Annotated in this window: 16 protein-coding genes; 13 read left to right on the top strand and 3 right to left on the bottom strand. The window is 37.4% G+C overall.

Translation table 11 applies throughout. From position 1 onward, the window contains the following. Window positions 1-21: 21 nt before the first annotated feature. From ACZ2M0_RS00875 to ACZ2M0_RS00850, 6 genes are all read left to right on the top strand, one after another. On the top strand, window positions 22-642 hold the full coding sequence (locus ACZ2M0_RS00875; protein ID WP_490058207.1) for a metal ABC transporter ATP-binding protein: 621 nt from the start codon (window positions 22-24) through the stop codon (window positions 640-642). Further along, on the top strand, window positions 642-1,439 hold the full coding sequence (locus ACZ2M0_RS00870; protein ID WP_223902181.1) for a metal ABC transporter permease: 798 nt from the start codon (window positions 642-644) through the stop codon (window positions 1,437-1,439). Before ACZ2M0_RS00875 ends, ACZ2M0_RS00870 begins: the two co-directional genes overlap by 1 nt. 171 nt (window positions 1,440-1,610) lie before the next feature. Then, the gene (locus ACZ2M0_RS00865; RefSeq protein ID WP_223902180.1) at window positions 1,611-2,840 is read left to right on the top strand and encodes a lactate oxidase; all 1,230 of its coding nucleotides are present in this window, start codon (window positions 1,611-1,613) and stop codon (window positions 2,838-2,840) included. Window positions 2,841-3,008: 168 nt separating this feature from the next. After that, window positions 3,009-4,505 carry an ABC transporter substrate-binding protein/permease gene (locus ACZ2M0_RS00860; protein WP_490058181.1) on the top strand — a complete coding sequence of 499 codons (1,497 nt, stop codon included), beginning with the start codon at window positions 3,009-3,011 and terminating at the stop codon, window positions 4,503-4,505. Next, window positions 4,498-5,247 carry an amino acid ABC transporter ATP-binding protein gene (locus ACZ2M0_RS00855; RefSeq protein WP_490058180.1) on the top strand — a complete coding sequence of 250 codons (750 nt, stop codon included), beginning with the start codon at window positions 4,498-4,500 and terminating at the stop codon, window positions 5,245-5,247. The genes ACZ2M0_RS00860 and ACZ2M0_RS00855 overlap by 8 nt, the downstream gene beginning before the upstream one ends. Before the next feature lie 14 nt (window positions 5,248-5,261). Next, window positions 5,262-6,404 (top strand): ArgE/DapE family deacylase, encoded by a 1,143-nt coding sequence (locus ACZ2M0_RS00850; RefSeq protein WP_490058179.1) that lies wholly within the window; start codon window positions 5,262-5,264, stop codon window positions 6,402-6,404. A gap of 125 nt (window positions 6,405-6,529) precedes the next feature. On the opposite strand, the gene pepF is transcribed toward ACZ2M0_RS00850, so the two are convergent. Beyond that, window positions 6,530-8,335, bottom strand: coding sequence for an oligoendopeptidase F (pepF, locus tag ACZ2M0_RS00845; protein WP_490058178.1), 1,806 nt, complete (start codon window positions 8,333-8,335; stop codon window positions 6,530-6,532). A gap of 147 nt (window positions 8,336-8,482) precedes the next feature. On the opposite strand from pepF, the gene ACZ2M0_RS00840 reads away from it, so the two are divergent. From ACZ2M0_RS00840 to ACZ2M0_RS00820, 5 genes are all read left to right on the top strand, one after another. Continuing rightward, entirely contained in the window at window positions 8,483-9,667 is a 1,185-nt protein-coding gene (locus ACZ2M0_RS00840; RefSeq protein ID WP_490058176.1) for an LCP family protein, read from the top strand. Between the two features lie 26 nt (window positions 9,668-9,693). Then, entirely contained in the window at window positions 9,694-10,068 is a 375-nt protein-coding gene (locus ACZ2M0_RS00835) for a hypothetical protein (protein WP_419513786.1), read from the top strand. A gap of 96 nt (window positions 10,069-10,164) precedes the next feature. Then, complete coding sequence (locus ACZ2M0_RS00830; protein WP_490058174.1) at window positions 10,165-11,712, top strand: ABC-F family ATP-binding cassette domain-containing protein; 1,548 nt, start codon at window positions 10,165-10,167, stop codon at window positions 11,710-11,712. A gap of 8 nt (window positions 11,713-11,720) precedes the next feature. After that, window positions 11,721-12,497, top strand: coding sequence for a threonine/serine exporter family protein (locus ACZ2M0_RS00825; RefSeq protein WP_490058173.1), 777 nt, complete (start codon window positions 11,721-11,723; stop codon window positions 12,495-12,497). Between the two features lie 3 nt (window positions 12,498-12,500). After that, on the top strand, window positions 12,501-12,977 hold the full coding sequence (locus tag ACZ2M0_RS00820) for a threonine/serine exporter family protein (RefSeq protein WP_187153983.1): 477 nt from the start codon (window positions 12,501-12,503) through the stop codon (window positions 12,975-12,977). Between the two features lie 175 nt (window positions 12,978-13,152). Here ACZ2M0_RS00820 and ACZ2M0_RS00815 read toward each other — a convergent pair whose 3' ends face one another. After that, on the bottom strand, window positions 13,153-13,863 hold the full coding sequence (locus ACZ2M0_RS00815) for a C39 family peptidase (protein WP_490058172.1): 711 nt from the start codon (window positions 13,861-13,863) through the stop codon (window positions 13,153-13,155). Between the two features lie 99 nt (window positions 13,864-13,962). Then, window positions 13,963-15,540, bottom strand: a complete 1,578-nt coding sequence (locus tag ACZ2M0_RS00810) for a multicopper oxidase family protein (RefSeq protein ID WP_490058171.1) — start codon at window positions 15,538-15,540, stop codon at window positions 13,963-13,965. Between the two features lie 360 nt (window positions 15,541-15,900). Here ACZ2M0_RS00810 and ACZ2M0_RS00805 point away from each other — a divergent pair, with 360 nt between their 5' ends. Then, window positions 15,901-16,443 (top strand): hypothetical protein, encoded by a 543-nt coding sequence (locus ACZ2M0_RS00805; protein ID WP_223902168.1) that lies wholly within the window; start codon window positions 15,901-15,903, stop codon window positions 16,441-16,443. Window positions 16,444-16,571: 128 nt separating this feature from the next. After that, on the top strand, window positions 16,572-17,192 hold the full coding sequence (locus tag ACZ2M0_RS00800; protein WP_490058170.1) for an LVIS_2131 family protein: 621 nt from the start codon (window positions 16,572-16,574) through the stop codon (window positions 17,190-17,192). The last annotated feature ends 123 nt before the right edge of the window (window positions 17,193-17,315 follow it).

Below are 17,315 nucleotides of genomic sequence, written 5' to 3'. Positions count from 1 at the left end.
TTAGAAGTTAATAATCTTTCAATGAGATTTGATAAAAATAATGTTTTTGATAACTTAACCTTCAGGTTAAAAAGGGGTTCGTTAACTGCACTTTTAGGCCCTAATGGTACTGGGAAAACTACCTTAATAAATATTTTAATGAGTATGTTGACTCCTAGTTCTGGATCTTTTACATTTGCGGACGGTGTGCGCTTGGGTTATGTGCCGCAGTTTCGCAATATTGATGCTGAATATCCTTTATCAATTGAAGCTTTTGTAGGTTTGAATGCACCGATTATTAAAAACAGCCAAACTAAGGAAGCAATAAAAAAGCAGTTAGAGGAAACCAATCTCTATCAAATTAAAAATACTCGTATGGGGGAAGCTTCAGGTGGGCAAAAACAAAGAGCCTATTTAGCTCAAGCCCTGCTTGATAATCCTAATATGATTATTTTAGATGAAGCTACGGCAAGTCTTGATCCTATGGCAAAAGATGAGCTGATGAAGCTGATCAGACATTTGAATGAAAAACATAAAATAACAGTTTTGTTTGTAACTCATGATATCTCATTAGCTCACAAGTATATGCAAAACTATTTATATTTAAATCATGGTCAAATTGAACATGGTGAAATGTCCCAATTTAAGGAGGCATATGAATAATGTTTGCATATGGTTTTATGCGTAATGCATTTTTAGCGAGTACTTTTATTGCGATAACTTGTGGCACTGTCGGTGTTTATGTAGTCGCACGTAATTTTAGTTTTTTAGCACATACGCTTTCCGAAATTGGTTTTGCAGGTGCTGCATTTGCTGTTTGGCTGGGAATTGGACCTTTGTGGGGGATGCTTTTATTCACTCTCTTGGGTTCTATCAGTGTTGGGGAATTGTCACTTCATAGTGAACAAAAGGAATCTTCAATTAGTGCCATTTCAGCTCTATTTACTGGCTTAGGCGTACTTTTTCTTGCCATTTCTGGAGCTAACAGCAATTATGCTACGAATATTTTATTTGGCAGTATTATTGGTGTTGATCATCAGGGCGTGATCCAGCTTATAGCCCTTTCTATAATTGTATTGCTGATGATTTTTAGTATCCAGCGCTCATTAAATTTCGATTCATTTGACCATATTGGTGCTCTTGCTCATGGAGTAAAAACTGGTGCAGTCAGTGTTATTTTTTTAATTGCTCTGGCGATGTCGGTATCAATTGGTGCTCAAATAGTGGGCTCACTTTTAGTTTTTATTTTGTTAACATTACCACCAGCCACTGCAAACTATTTAGGGAAAACAATTCCGGCGATGATTGGCTGGTCTGTCTTTTTTGCCTTGATTGGCGTCTGGCTTGGCTTATATTTGGGCTATATTACGAATCTGCCAGTAACTTTTTTTATAGCTGTCATCGAAGTTGCGGTCTATCTTGTTACCTATTTCACTCATATTATTAAGCATAGTTTGTAGTAATTATTAACATAAAAATAACATTAATTATTGTCTTTACTTTACTTTGTGAAAAAATATACAGTAGGAATCCCGTTATTTAAACATTTATTTTTAAATTTCACTAACTTTTGTAAGCATTTACATGTATAATAGAAGTTGGAAATATTAAATAAAGAAGGAGTCTTAAAAATGACATCATATTATAATGGTTTTCCCCAAAGTGATCGTGACGAAACACTGAAGATGATTAACCTCGATGAGCTCGAGGAGCGTGCAAAGAAAGTTATGCCAGAAGGTGCATACTACTATATTGCTTCAGGTTCAGAAAATGAGTGGACTTGGCGTAATAACACTACTGCTTTCAATCACTTTCAGATTGTGCCTCGTGCTTTGACCAATATGGATAATCCTAAATTGGATACTGAATTTATGGGCATGAAATTAAAGACACCTGTAATGATTTCACCTATTGCCTGTCATGGTATCGCGCACAAAGATGCTGAAATTGCTACTCAAAAGGGTGCAGCTGCAGCAGGTGCTTTGTTTGCCTCAAGTACTTATGCTAATAAGAGTGTGGAAGAAATTGCGGCAGCAGCTCCAAATGCACCACGTTTCTTCCAACTTTATCTCAGCAAAGATTGGGGCTTCAACAAGATGGTCTTTGATGCAGTTAAAAAAGCAGGCTACAAGGGCATTTTCCTGACCGTAGACGCTTTGGTATCTGGCTTTCGTGAAGCTAACCTCAGAACTAAGTTTGCCTACCCTGTTCCACTAGACTTCTTTACTCGCTACCAAGGAGCAAAGGGTGAAGGCCAAACTGTAGCTCAGATGTATGCTTCTTCAGCCCAAAAGATTGGGCCAGAAGATGTTAGACGCATTAAAGAGATGTCAGGCTTACCTGTATTTGTTAAAGGCGTTGTTTGTGCAGAAGATGCCTACTTAGCCATGGGTGCTGGCGCTGATGGTATTTATGTCACTAACCATGGTGGTCGTGAAGTTGACTGTGGTCCTGCAACAATTGATATGTTGCCAGAGATTGCTAAGGCCGTAAACCACCGTGTTCCTATTGTCTTTGATTCAGGCGTTCGTCGTGGTTCGCATGTCTTTAAGGCTTTGGCACTTGGCGCTGATATGGTTGGTGTTGGTCGTCCATACTTATACGGCCTAGCTCTTGGTGGCGCTAAGGGTGTTCAATCTGTTATTGAACAACTGAATCAAGAATTGCTAATTGATATGCAATTGACTGGTTGCAAGACAATCGAAGATGTTAAACACGCCAAGATTACTCATATTAATTACACTGCTGACAACTTGAAGTCTAATACTGACCCTACAAGAGTTAAGCCATATCCTGTAACAGCTGAGAATCAATTAAAAGAAGAAGATTCAGACGCTGTAACTGGTGCTTCTCAAGCATAGTTAATTTAAAAGCTTAAGTATTAAAATCGCTCTGCATATATTAGCTGCTCTAACTAATGTGCAGAGCCTTTTTTATTGCTTAAAAATTGATTGTTTTTAATTAATAGTTGTAATTTAATTTTTATATCTTTATAATTGTAATAATAAAATTATTAATGGAGGAAAATTATGAAGAAAGCGTGGAAATTGCTTGAGACTTTGTTGATAGCATTTATAATGTTAACCCTGTTACCCCAGAATGCAGCAGCCGCTGATAAAGGACAAACTGAACAAAGAACCGACAATTATCTACGAAGAGTCAAACAAAAAGGTGAACTAGTCATGGGGACTAGTCCAGATTATCCTCCTTACGAATTTGTCAAAAATATTAAGGGCAAATCAAAAATAGTTGGTATGGATGTTGAAATAGGGCAAAAAATTGCCCATGATATGGGTGTTAAGCTTGTTGTGCGGTCAATGGACTTTGACTCTCTTTTAGTGGGTCTTGAGACAGGTAAAATTGACATGGTCATTGCCGGAATGAACGCGACTCCTAAGAGGGCAAAAAGCGTTGCTTTTAGTCAGCCATATTATAAAAGTGAGCAAAAATTACTGATAAGAAAAGAAGATAAAGGCAAATATCATAATTATAAGTCTTTTGCCGGCAAAGCAATTGGTGCTCAAACTGGCAGTATGCAGGCCACAATGATCAAAAATCAAGCCAAAAATGTCAAACTGAAAACCATGGATAAAGATAACGACTTGGTTTTAGGATTAAAAACGCATAAGGTTGATGCAGTTTCAGTTGACAAGGCGACAGCCGAGGCTTTTGCTAAAAATACGGACGGGATTATGGTTATTCCGGCAGGCCTTAAGACAGAGTCATCTGCTACTTCTGTTGCTTTTCATAAAGGAGCCAATAGTTTAGTTAAAGCTGCTAATAAATCAATAGCGGAGATTAAGCAAAAAGATTTAATTGATAAAGTATATTTACCCAAAGCTGGAAAGTATTTAACTGCCGGTAAAACAAAAAAGGAAGTGAAAGCGTCTAATTCAATGTGGGCCTATAAAGACTTCTTTTTAGCAGGAGTTGGGTATACTTTACTCATTTCTGCTATATCAGTTTTCTTTGGTTTCTTATTAGGTGCAATACTGGCATTTATGCGCTTAGGACACAATCAAATTGCACGTTCAATTGCGACAGCTTATGTAGAATTTATTCGGGGCACACCATTAATGGTACAACTGCTGTTTATTTACTTTGGCTTGGGGGTAGTAGTAAATATCCCAGCTTTACTGTCGGGTATAATTGCCGTTTCCCTTAACTCTGCAGCTTATGTAGCAGAGGTAATTCGTTCGGGTATTAATTCGATTGCTGTGGGCCAGACAGAAGCATCTCGCTCTTTGGGCTTGTCACGGACAGCAACTATGCGTTATGTTATTATGCCACAAGCAATGAAAAATATTTGGCCGGCTCTGGGTAATGAATTTGTTTCCCTCATTAAGGAAAGTTCCATTGTTTCGGTAATTGGCGTTAAGGATTTGATTTATCAATCACGTGTAGTACAGGCTGATACCTATCGTGGAGTTATGCCATTGGTAATTACAATGATCTTATACTTTATCATTACTTTTGGCTTATCCAGCTTAATGAAAGTATTTGAAAGGAAAATGAATCATGACTAACGCAAATCCCGTAATTAGAGTTGAGCACTTACAGAAAAATTTTGGCAATAATAAAGTTTTAAAGGACATCAATGCTCAAGTAAATGAAGGTCAGGTTATCTGTTTAATTGGTCCTTCAGGTGCAGGTAAAAGTACTTTTTTGCGTTGTCTGAACCTATTAGATCAGCCATCTTCTGGCAAAGTTATTTTTGAGGATAAGGAATTAACTGCATTAAGTGAAGATCAGCTTGATCAACTGCGTGAAAGAATGGGAATGGTTTTTCAACAGTTTAACTTGTTTCCTCATATGAACATAATTGAAAATATTAAATTAGCGCCTATGAAAGTAAAGGGCATGAGTGACAGTGATGCTAAAACTAAGGGAATGGAGCTGTTAAACCAGGTTGGTTTGGCTGATAAAGCAGAAGCTTTTCCAACCAATCTTTCAGGTGGACAGCAACAAAGAGTAGCAATTGCCCGGGCTTTGGCAATGGATCCAGAAGTAATGCTTTTTGACGAACCAACTTCGGCGCTTGATCCAGAAATGGTAGGCGAGGTATTGAAGGTAATGCAGGATTTGGCTCAAAAAGGGATGACAATGGTCGTTGTAACTCACGAAATGGGCTTTGCCAAAAATGTTGCGGATGAAGTGTGGTTTATGGCAGATGGCTATATTCAGGAAAAAGCTGCACCACAGCAGTTTTTTGCTCAGCCACAAACTCCGCGTGCCCAGGACTTTTTGGCAAAAGTACTTGAAGCTTAGGTGGGAGAAAGTAAGTGGAAGAATCACAGGCAATTAAGATATTAACTGACTTGTTAGCGATAGATTCGGCAAATGACCATGAAAGTTTGGTAGCTGATTATATAACATCATTGTTTAGCAGATATTCTGCAAAAATTGAGAGAATTTCTTATTCTTCAGGTAGAGATAATTTGGTGGTAACGATTGGAGATCATGGTCCATTGTTAGGCTTCTCAGGGCATGAAGATGTTGTTGCAGCTGGGAATTTGACCAATTGGCATACAGACCCATTTAAGCCCGTTTTGAAAGACGGAAAAATATTTGGGCGTGGTGCAAGCGATATGAAGTCTGGCCTGGCGGCAATGATTGTGGCAATGCTTAATTTACTTGATAGTAAGAAAGAGCTGCCTGGTCGTATTAGACTTTTAGCATCTGTAGGTGAAGAAACCGGTGAATATGGTGCAGCTCAGCTGACTAAAGAAGGCTATGCTTCTGACCTGGATGGACTTATTATTGGTGAACCCTCAAACTTTGACGTACGTGTGACACATAAGGGTGTTATTGACTATTACGTTTATTCTAAAGGTATTTGTGTTCATTCTTCGACTCCAGAAAAAGGTCAAAATGCGATAATGCCACTGATTGAATTTGCACAAGCAGCGCAGCAACTAATGGATAGTCATCAAAAAAAGGATCCGGTTTTAGGCTCTTTTACTCATGTGATTAGTCAAATTCAGGGTGGCAGTCAAATTAATTCTGTTCCTGATACTGCTTGGCTTTCCGGCAATATCAGAACGACACCAGTATATCCCAATGAGCAAATATATACTGAACTTGAACAAATAGTTGCTGATTTAAATAAAAAAGGCGCGCGGTTAAAAATTAGATATAGTTTTCCTGAAGTGCCTTTACCTGACCAATCTCAAACAAAATTAGCTAAAATGGCTCAAAAAGTTGTTGAGCAAGAAATTGGCAGGCCAAGTGAATTCGTTGCAGGGACTGCTGCTACAGATGCATCAGAATATATTCAAGCTGGAGATTTTCCTATTATTATTCTGGGGCCGGGAGCTGGAACTACTGATCATGAGCCAAATGAGTATATAGAAGTAAATGCTTATTTAACTGGCTGTCGTTTATACCAAGAATTAGCAAGGCAGTTTTGGAACTCATTAACCTAATTTTTGACTATTATTAATATTTTTATAACAGAAAAAAGCCACTTCTTAAAATAGAAGTGGTTTTTGATGTAAGAAATTATTATTTACATACCAGTTATATTATTTGTAACTAAAAGATGCAAGTATTAATTATAATTATTTTGGATAATTTTCTTAAATTCGCTTAAACGATTGGCAAAAGTTTTAAAAGCTTCTTCTAAATAATCAGGCTTCGTCATATCAACGCCAGCTTTTTTCATAATTTCAACTGGATAGTCACTGCAGCCAGCTTTTAAAAAGCTAATATAAGCCTTTCTCTGCTCAGCAGTACTATGAACGACATTGTTTGCTAAAGCAGTGGCCGCAGCAAAACCTGTAGCGTATTGATAAACATAGAAGTTGTAATAAAAATGCGGTACTCTAGCCCATTCTTTAGCAATTTCTCCACCAGGTTCTACTGCATCACCATAGTAGCGTTGATTAATTTTACCGTAGATATCATCTAAGCGGTCAGCAGTTAATGGCTCACCATTGGCGTCCATTTCATGAATTTGTTGTTCAAATTCAGCAAACTGGGTTTGTCTAAACAAAGTTCCTTTAAAAGAATCCAGATAGTAATTAAGAACAAAAGCGCGCGTTTTAGGATTGGTAATATGAGCTAAAAAGTACTCCGTTAGGATGTTTTCATTAGTTGTAGACGCTATCTCAGCAACAAAGATCGGATAATCACCATAAACATATGGCTGATTCTTTCTAGTGTACATACTGTGGACGGAGTGTCCTGTTTCATGAACCAATGTGTATAATGAATCAACATTGTCCTCCCAATTAAGCAATTCATATGCATCTGTATCATAGCAACCGCCAGAATATGCTCCGGTAGCCTTATTTTGAGACTCAACCACGTCAATTACTCTATTATTGAAGATATAGTCAACCTGCTTTAAATAGTCCTTTCCTAATGGTTGTAATGCCTTTTTGGCTTCTGCTTTAGCTTGCTCAAAAGTGTAGGTTAATGCTGGTTTACCAGTTAATGGAACGTACATATCCCACATTTGTAAATCTTTTAAGCCCAAAATTTGTTTGCGTAAAGCTACATATTCATGCAATAGATCTAAGTGTTCATCGACCTCATCAATCAAAGTATCGTAAACGACTAATGGCACGCCATTTGCATTCATTGCACTCTCACGAGCTGATGGATAATGGTGAACGCGGGCATTATAGTTATGTTCCTTGACAGCACCCGAAAGGGTTGCCGCCAGGGAATTTTCAAATTGTCCGTAGGTAGCGTACATGGAGTCAAAGGCCTCCTTGCGTACCTCACGGTTTTGAGATTGGATAAGCAGTGAGTATAAGCCATCGGAAAGCTGAACCATTTCACCGTTATCATCCTGAGTATAACCGTATTCCATATCTGAATTAGTTAAAACATTATAGGTGTTTTCGGAAGCAGATAAAGCATCACCAGCATCCGCAATGAGCTTTTCTTCTTCTGCAGATAGCGTATATGGTCGCAATCTGGTAATTTGATCAAGTAAGTGTTTGTAGTTGCTGAGTTTAGGCTCTTCTTGTTCTAAAGCACCCAACTTTTCTGCTGAAAGGCTTAAAATTGCTGGATTCATAAAAGAAGTAGCAGCTTCGAACTGGCTGGCTAGTCCCTGCACTTGAGCTACATAGCTTAAATAGTGGGCATTTCCAGTATCAACATCACTGGCAAGAGTAGCATAAGAATAGACTTTTTCCAGCCTCCGACTAACTGTTAAAATTTGAGTAATACCATTATATAAAGATGAACCAGAAGTGGTAAAATTTTCTTTTAAAGTGCTTAAAGCTGGTATTTCTTTTTTTACAAGTGTATATTCATTTTCCCAGTCAGCATCAGTTTTAAATATCCTAGTTAAGTCCCATTTAAGATTTTCTGGGACTTCATCACGTTTAGGAATTGACATAAAAATTCTCCTTTTTAGCTATTTAAATAAATTATACTAAAGATTAAAAAATAAGATATTATTAATTATAATCGATATTATTTTAATTCAAGTTAGAAAGTGTTAAAAATATATAGATGAAAACTACGAAAGGGCTTAAATAGAGGAATGAATCCAAATTCAAAACGCAGAGAAGATTACCATAAAAGGCATTCTTCTTTAAATCTTCAGCGAAATATGGCTTTCGCAGAACCAGCTAAAGCCTTTAAAGGCAGCGCTTTCGCTCGGATTTGTGGTATTGTAGCTGTTTTGTGTGTCAGCTTCGGCTTGGCCTGGGTAGCCCACATGTATTTTGCTTTGCACAGTGCAATTGATGGCGAGGGTGGAAATTATGCGACATCTGCTCGTATTGCCAACAGGCAGCCGATTTCTGTCTTAATTCTGGGAGTTGATCAAGGACTTGAAGGACGGCATGACAAAGGAAATTCTGACACTTTGATTTTGGCAACAGCAAATCCTGCTAAAAATAAGTCAACAATGACTTCAATTCCTCGAGACACCCTTGCTAATATTTTAGGCGATCCTGGAAACAAGTACAATATGTTTCGAGTTAATTCTGCTTATGGTGTTGGTGGCAGTTCTGCTTCAATGAGAACTGTTTCAGCCTTAATCGGTGTTCCCATTCATTATTATGTGGAAGTAAATATGAAAGCTCTAAAAAGCCTAGTTGACGCTGTTGGTGGAGTTGACGTTAAGGTGCCGTTCAAGTTTTCATATGACTGGTGTGATTTTCACAAAGGTAAACAGCATTTAAACGGACGTCATGCTGTTGCCTATGTTAGAATGCGCCATGATGATCCTCGAGGTGATTACGGCAGGCAAATGCGTCAAAGACAAGTTATCACTGCTGTTGTTCATAAGGCTATTTCTGTGGATTCAATTACAAATTATCGCAAGTTGGTTAAGATTTTTTCAAAATATGTTAAAACCAACCTTACGTTTAATGACATGTTAGCCTTAGCACTGACATATCGAGGCTGTTCGCAGAATATTGCCAGTGGTTATATTCAGGGTCACGATGCCTGGATTAATGGAGCCTCTATTCAGGTAGCCTCAACTAAGGAGCTTCAAAAGGCTTCGGACAAGATACGTACCAATCTTGACTTGGATAAAAAAGTATTGGATAATGATGAAACGAAACTCAATAAGTTAAATGAGCAGAATAATAATATTAAGTGGAAAGATCCCAGTCCGTTTACTAACTACCAGATTTACCCTTCGGTAGTAACTGATGAATCAAATGACAATTCTTCAGGAACCGGAACAAGTGGTGCTAATTCTGCTGGTCAATAACGTTTGAGCAAAGGAGGATAAAAAATATGCGTAAACAGTCTATGTTCCTGGCTGTTTATAGTACAATATCAGCCCTCATTGCTTTTATTGCTATAGCTTTCATTTGTTTACGCACATTTCGTTGGAATTTACCAGTTGCTATATTAGCAGCAAGTATATTTGCCTTAATTTTCTTTGCTTTTTCATGGTTTCGTGGTCATGCTTCCGTTGAAATTAAACGAATTGCACGGGAATATCATTTATCTGATAAGGATTTAGCTAAAATTACTGGAATGAAAGCAAGCGATTTTCCAATATATAATGATAAATTACAGTTGATTTTACCTAAGCGTTATTGGCCTAAAGTATTGGATTCCTTGCAGAAATATGAACAAGAAAAAAATGAAAAGGTGGGCAAATAGCCCACTTTTTTATTGTGCATGTTAGCAAAGTCAAAAATTTATGGGTAGTTTTACTTTATTTTGTACAACTTATATTGATATTTAGGGAGATGCATAATGAGCTTACTCACAGTTAAAAATTTGGGACAAGGTTTTGAAGATAAAACTTTGTATGAAAATGCTAGTTTCGTACTCAACAAAGAGGATCATATGGGTGTGACTGGTCAAAATGGGGTCGGTAAATCAACCTTGATTAAAATTTTAACTGGTGAAATACTACCTGATGAAGGACAAATTAGATGGCAAAACAAAATTACTATAGGTTACCTTGACCAGTATGCCAAGTTGAAACCGGGGGTAACAATTCGCCAGTTTTTACGCACAGCTTTTGCACCACTTTATCGTAAAGAAAAAGAATTAAGTTCTTTGTATGAAAAGTATGCAGCTGAAGGTGATAGTTCTTTACTAGAAAAAGCTGGTAAAATGCAAACCTATTTGGAAGAAAATAATTTTTATAATATTGATACCGAAATTGAGCGCGTTGCTTCTGGGTTAGGTCTGGCAGAGCTGGGATATGATCATGATGTGAGTCAATTGTCAGGTGGTCAAAGGTCAAAAATTATTTTAGCTAAATTACTCTTGCAAACACCAGATGTATTGCTGTTAGATGAGCCGACCAACTATCTTGATGTTTCACACATAGATTGGCTCGTTGACTATCTGAATAATTTTGCTGGTGCTTTCATCGTTGTTAGCCATGATTACGACTTTTTAGACAGAATTGCTAATTGTATTATTGATATAGATATTGGTACAATAACGCGTTATACCGGAACTTTAAAACAAGCAATGCGTCAAAAAGAAGCTAATCGGGAAACGTATATGAAGGCTTACAGTAATCAGCAGCGCAAGATCGCCAAAACTGAAGCTTATATCCGTAAAAATAAGGCTGGTACCCGTTCAAAAAGTGCAAAATCAAGGGCACGGCAACTTGCGAAAATGGATGTACTGAATCCACCTAAAAATAACCATAAACCGCGCTTTGCATTTCCTTACGTAGCTACAGCAGCCAACCTTTTATTGCAAACGCAGGATTTAGTAATTGGTTATGACCAAGCGTTAGTTAAAGAAGCGTTCAATTTTTCGGTTGGGGGCAATGAAAAAGTTGCTATTACCGGTTTTAATGGTATTGGGAAATCAACACTATTAAAAACATTATTAGGTCAACTAGACCCGATTTTTGGCACTTATAAATTATCTGAAACTGCCAAAATTGCCTACTTTAAGCAGGAATTAACTTGGCCAAATAACAATATGACGCCTCTGCAATATTTGCAGGAAAATTTTGAACGCATAAAGCCTAAAGAATTAAGAGGAGCTTTAGCAAAATTGGGCGTCACTGCTCAACAGGCAATGAGTCCTTTAAAAAAACTGTCTGGTGGCGAACAAGAAAAAGTCAAATTGGCAAAAATGTTATTTGAACCGGCAAATTTGTTGTTTTTGGATGAGCCAACTAATCATTTGGACAGTGATTCTAAAGATGCACTAAGACAGGCTATCATCAAGTTTCCTGGTGGAGTGATTATTGTGAGCCATGAACGTGATTTTTTCCAAGGCAATTGGGTTGATAAAACTATTGATATTGAGACTATGAATAAACTTTGAGGTGAAAAATGAGTGCTAGACCAGGTGAATTATTTTACCAAGATTTACTTGAGACTTGCCTAACTGCCGGTGAATTAATGATTGAAGGCGGCAGTGAAATGTATCGGGTTGAAGATACAATGGTGCGCATTGCTAAAAGCGCCGGTGAACCTGATCCACGTGTTTTTGTGGTGCCAACTGGTGTATTTATGAGTTTGGATCACGGTAACTATTGCCAGAGTACTCTTGTACATGAGCGCAATATCAACTTGGAACTAGTTGATCGCATTAATTCTTTGTCCCGGGCTTTTGCGGATAAAAAAATTACTTTGCAAGAGGTTAAAAGCGAAGTTACCAAGATGGCCAAGGGAAGTTATCCTACTTTTCCTATATGGCTGCAGACAATTGGTGCCGCAATTTTGAGCGCAACGCTCATGGTATTGTTCATGAATAATTATGACTGGATTGATTTTCCCGCAGCGGCCATTGTGGGAGCAGCCGGGTTTATCTCATTTTATTATTTTAAACGTTTTACTAACGTTAGATTCTTGGCAGAACTTGTTGCAGCTCTGATTATGACGGTCATTGCTGCCGGTTTAGTTCGACTTTTCCCACAGATGATTATTGACCATATTCTAACAGGTGCATTAATGCCGCTTGTTCCGGGTCTGGCCTTGACAAATGCACTGCGAGACCTGTTTAAAGGCGATATTCTTTCAGGAATGGTAAAAATTTGTGAGGCGCTGCTAACAGCATTTGCATTAGGCGGTGGAGTTGGTATTGTATTGAAATTTTTAGGAGCTTAAAAAATGCCTTTTTGGTTAGAAATCGTAATTAATATTGCTTTTGCCTACCTTGCTTCAGCTGGCTTTGCCTTAACAATCAATGTCCCGCGCAGAGTACTTAATTTGGCCGGCATGAGTGGTATTATTAGCTGGATTATTTACTGGCTGGCAATGAGAGCGTCAATGGGACGGTTATTATCCAATTTACTAGGCTCTTTTGCTATCGGTATTTTAGGGATAGTTTTTGCCAGAATGAAAAAATGTCCGGCTACAGTTTTTTACATACCTGCAATTGTGCCTTTAGTGCCAGGTGTTCCCGCTTATCAGGCTGTGCGTGAATTAACTTCCGGCAATTTGCGTGGAGCAAATGATGCAGTATTAAGAGTGATAATTGTGACAGGTTCAATTGCTTTGGGAATGCTTTTGTCAAATATGTGTGTGGAAATTTTCTTCAGAATAAAAAAATTTTACAAACGTCATTTAGATAAGTATAATAATTAATGCGAGTCGACAAAAACGTGAGATGCGTATTTGTATGAGGACGTCCGCCTTAAGTGGCAGGCACGGGAAGTGCTGGCGGTTGACCAACCTGATGTGAACAGAAGTAGTCACCTGTTATTATTAACGGGCCTCGATTTGAAAAAGAGCAGATTCTTAATTGAATCTGCTCTTTTTTCTATTCCAGATATAATGCTTGCTTTCCTTGCTGGTTATAGCTTTTTTCGAGATTTTTCCAAGGAATTTTCTTATTTTTATGACCGAAAGGATCGTTGACGTAGACAATACGTGCCTTTTTATCAAAGCCGGTAATGACACAAGCATGTGAAGACGGAGTCACGTGAACTTCACCTTGAGCTGTCTCCCACGTTTGCATGTCGCCCACATGATTAAAATTGGTGGTAGTAATGATCAGAACCGGATGACCGTCAGAAACCAGTTTCATTACTTCGATAAAATCATGGTTTGTGAAATTACGAATGCGATTAGTGTACTTGAGGGCCACTTGCTCTAAGGGTTCATTATAAACGCACCATCCTGCATTTGCCTGACTCATATAACCAACAAAACCAACATGTGGGTTACCCCGATATTTGCCATTATCGGTATAAGAAGAAACGTGTTTTATGTTTTCAGACAAATTTAGTTTGTTTACCTTGATACCATAATAGCGTAAAAGCATTGACAGAGAAGTTACTTCGCAACCATTAGGCAGGTCAGGATATTGATTTTCTAGGGGAACATTTAGCTTCTGGGAAGATTTCAAGGTTAACCAGTCATAACGGTCTTTAAAACCAGTCGAGTTAAAGATTGTAAAAACTAAACCTAGAGAAAAAATACCCAATACTAGTATCAAAATTGCTTTAAGGGAAAATCTTTTCTTTTTCATAAAGCTATTTAAACATAGGAAGATTATTAAAAGCAAAAAATCGCTCAAATTAATGAGCGATTTTGCTAAATTTTATTTTTTCTTTATTGAAGGTAGAGATTAATGGTGAGTTGCGCTTGATAAAGCATCAAGACTATGATCTTCACCTTTAACTGCCATACCTTCAACGTCCATACCTGGGCAGAAGACTTCATCTTCTGGCACGCCTCTTTCTTCAGCAAAAGCCTTATTCAGAGTTTCCATGTCCATCAAATGATATTTCTTGTCTGGGTGTTTTGGATCAACAATTTGAATTTGCGCCATCATACCAGCATCTTCGTGCTCGATAATGTGGCAGTGATACATGAAGACACCAGTGTTTTGGAAGTAAACCTTTATACGAACTGTTTCTTGAGGTGCTACTTCGATAGTGTCCTTATAAACTCCTCTTTCGTTTGGATATGGGTCTTTACCGTTACGTGATACAACAAGGAAGTGAGCTCCGTGAGTGTGGAATGGGTGCAACATGCCGTTAACTTTATCGTTAGTGTTAGTTACGTCCCAGTATTCAGCATTCATCAATTCCTGCTTCATGTCAATTCTTTCCATTGAGAACAACTTGCCGTTAATCATGTTGTGGTTATCCATAGTAACGTGAGGAACTGGTGAGTTAGGGTTAACAACTGGATCATATGGTTTGAATAAAGTATCAGGAATTACGCTGTCGTCTTTTTCATAACTGTGAATTCTGAATTCAACCAGCTTGAAGTCGTCAGTGTAAAGGTTGACAACATCGCCATCTTTATAATTGCTGAAATCAACAACTACTTGTTGACGCTCACCTGGTCCAATTAAGACTTTAGTCAATTTAACTGGGTGCTCCAAGAATGAGTCGTCACCTGCGATTTGGGTCATTACCAAGTCATCGCTAAAGTGCAGGCGCCATTCACGACGGTTAGAACCACCTAAGAAAAGCAAACGTACTTTTTGAGTAGTGACATCAACGTATGGCCGAACAACACCATTGATGATTGGAGTGTCGCCAAAGATACCCATTGCGTTGTAGTCTGCCTTATAGTCAAATTGGTTATCTTCGTGGAAAATACGGTCTTGTAAAATAATTGGGAATTCGTCCTTACCGTAAGTCTTAGGAATTGGCAACTTATCTTCGTTAGCATCAGTAATAACAACGCCCATAGCTAATCCCATCCAAACTTGCATGGCAGTTGATGGACATGGGTGAGCATGAAGCCATGTTAAAGCAGCTGGTTGCTTAACTATGAAGTCAATGTGCTTTTCTTCACCTGGGTAAACCGGTGAGTGACAAGCACCATCGTTACCAGGACCTGAAAGTTCCATACCATGCCAGTGGTAAGTAGTCAATTCTGGCAAGCTGTTCTTCAAAGTTACGTGAACATGTTGACCTCTGGTTAAAACCATGGTCTTACCAAGAACTGGGAAGTTGTAGCCCCAAGTATGAGTCTTTTTACCTGGCAAAAATTGGAAGTCACCTTCTTGGGACTCAATTGTGTACCAAACATCATTGTTTTCTTGTTTATCAGGCTCTAATACTGGTGGAACGACTAAAGGTTGAGCTTCAACACCTTCAGGAATGTGAAGATCCTTGTATCCCATTTCGTGATTTTTATCAAAATCTTCGGAATTATAGAAATAATCTGTGTAAACTTTATCTGACATATTCGTCTACCTTTCAGTTAAAAAATTTAGTGAAAAATTTTTAGTTACATGATAAATTTACTCTATGTGAAAACGCTTGTAAAGTAGATACAGCTAAGTTTTTTTAATAATAATTTATAAAAGCGCTTTTTCAAAATTTTATAGAGCAAAGTGTTATTTAATATTGGCAAAAATTCTGCTTAAACAGTGGTTTTCTTTGAATAAAAACAGCATTTAACTATTTTTAGTTAACATTGATTAGCAAAAGTGTTTTTTAAAAAATTTTTTTTAAAAGAAATAAAAAAATTGTTTTTACACAAAAATTTGAGTATCGTATAGAAGACTGATAAAAATTAATAAATTTAGATAAGGGTTTTAAATTTGGAAATAAGCTTAAAAGATTTAACTGCAAAAATAGAAAAACAAGATTATATTGAAGACTTAGAAACTGTTAAATATGCAGACATTGGTAAGTCAAAAGCAAAATTGCGTGAGTTGGCTACTAAACTGGTTAAAGAAACCAGAGCTGCACTTAAGCATAGCTCATTAAGTCATGTTGCACTTGAAATAAGCGGACAGAGAACTGTTACTTTTGCTTTAGAAAGCAATATTATTAACTTACCTTATAGTAATTATAAAAAAATTGCTAATTTTTTTGAAGAAGGTAAAGAATATCCTGTTGCTATATATTTCGAAACGCAATCAGAATTTTTGAATGCGTCAGGATTTAGAATCGATCAGCTAGCAACAGAAGAAGAGATTGAGCGGGATGAAACAGATATTGCAGCTAAATTGACGGATGCTATGCAGGAAAAGATAAAACAGGTGCGTGAATATCAAAAACCTTCAGTTCCGATCAAAAAGAAGTCTGCCCCTAAAAATACTGGTAAAACTAAGAAAGCAACTACTAAAAAGGCTAAATAAAAATTCTCAATTTTCTAACAGGTAAATTGGTTTTTTATTATTGCTTTAATAATGAATGCTATTTTTAAGCTCAGCTATTCAAAAGATACTTTTTACAATATAATGGAGAAAGAAGCAGGAGGTCCGTTATGGTTAGCTGGAATCTACTTGGAGTTTTGTTATGGGTAATTGCTATTCTTTATTTAGTTTTTGTTGTCCAAAATATTCGCAAACGGCGAATTACTATGATTATAAAGAAACACAAGCAGTTTAGCTGGCCTAATTTTCTAATCGACATTATTGAAGTAGTTGTTTTGATTATCGGTATAGTATGGTTGTTTAACAAAACTATGTTGGACAATCCTGACCTTGAAGATACCAGTAAAATAACAGCGCACATTACTTACGAACCTATTGTCATGAACACTGGGGAAGGTAATTCGAGTTACGTTACGATTAATTCGAAAAAGAAAAGAATTAGTACTCAGACTTTTACTTATTACAGACCAGGCAAGAAAATCAAAGTATCCAGCGATTTTGCTACGGTAGCTTATGGCAAAAGTCCCTTAGATCTGAACGCCGCAAAAATTCCGTATGATAAAAAACAACTGCAGACAATAGACCGCAAATATCAGCGAGCTTACGTTGCTATTTACACCGCTAACTATAAAAAAGTTTGGCAGAATGGCATCGGCATGCATGCTGGGCATAATGCGACTCGCTACTATTTAATTAGAATTCCGGATCCATCATTTATCAAAGAAAAATAAAGAATAAAATTTAAGCAACTAACTTAGTTAAAACCCCGAAATTGATTAGATTGCGGGGTTTTCTAATGGTCAGAAATTTTTTTAAAAATAAAGGGACTAAGTCCGATAGCGGCATGAGCCCCT

The organism is Lactobacillus sp. VURO6/B1 (VP7), assembly GCF_058139575.1.
This window is presented reverse-complemented; position numbering and strand designations above follow the sequence as displayed.

Excerpts from the sequence above, each read along its gene's own strand:
- ACZ2M0_RS00855 (WP_490058180.1), top strand. The coding sequence starts at position 4,498 with ATGACTAACGCAAATCCCGTAATTAGAGTTGAGCACTTACAGAAAAAT.
- ACZ2M0_RS00840 (WP_490058176.1), top strand. The coding sequence starts at position 8,483 with ATGAATCCAAATTCAAAACGCAGAGAAGATTACCATAAAAGGCATTCT.
- ACZ2M0_RS00815 (WP_490058172.1), bottom strand. The coding sequence starts at position 13,863 with ATGAAAAAGAAAAGATTTTCCCTTAAAGCAATTTTGATACTAGTATTG.
- ACZ2M0_RS00870 (WP_223902181.1), top strand. The coding sequence starts at position 642 with ATGTTTGCATATGGTTTTATGCGTAATGCATTTTTAGCGAGTACTTTT.
- ACZ2M0_RS00810 (WP_490058171.1), bottom strand. The coding sequence starts at position 15,540 with ATGTCAGATAAAGTTTACACAGATTATTTCTATAATTCCGAAGATTTT.
- pepF (WP_490058178.1), bottom strand. The coding sequence starts at position 8,335 with ATGTCAATTCCTAAACGTGATGAAGTCCCAGAAAATCTTAAATGGGAC.
- ACZ2M0_RS00835 (WP_419513786.1), top strand. The coding sequence starts at position 9,694 with ATGCGTAAACAGTCTATGTTCCTGGCTGTTTATAGTACAATATCAGCC.
- ACZ2M0_RS00865 (WP_223902180.1), top strand. The coding sequence starts at position 1,611 with ATGACATCATATTATAATGGTTTTCCCCAAAGTGATCGTGACGAAACA.
- ACZ2M0_RS00830 (WP_490058174.1), top strand. The coding sequence starts at position 10,165 with ATGAGCTTACTCACAGTTAAAAATTTGGGACAAGGTTTTGAAGATAAA.
- ACZ2M0_RS00800 (WP_490058170.1), top strand. The coding sequence starts at position 16,572 with ATGGTTAGCTGGAATCTACTTGGAGTTTTGTTATGGGTAATTGCTATT.
- ACZ2M0_RS00875 (WP_490058207.1), top strand. The coding sequence starts at position 22 with ATGAGATTTGATAAAAATAATGTTTTTGATAACTTAACCTTCAGGTTA.
- ACZ2M0_RS00825 (WP_490058173.1), top strand. The coding sequence starts at position 11,721 with ATGAGTGCTAGACCAGGTGAATTATTTTACCAAGATTTACTTGAGACT.
- ACZ2M0_RS00860 (WP_490058181.1), top strand. The coding sequence starts at position 3,009 with ATGAAGAAAGCGTGGAAATTGCTTGAGACTTTGTTGATAGCATTTATA.
- ACZ2M0_RS00820 (WP_187153983.1), top strand. The coding sequence starts at position 12,501 with ATGCCTTTTTGGTTAGAAATCGTAATTAATATTGCTTTTGCCTACCTT.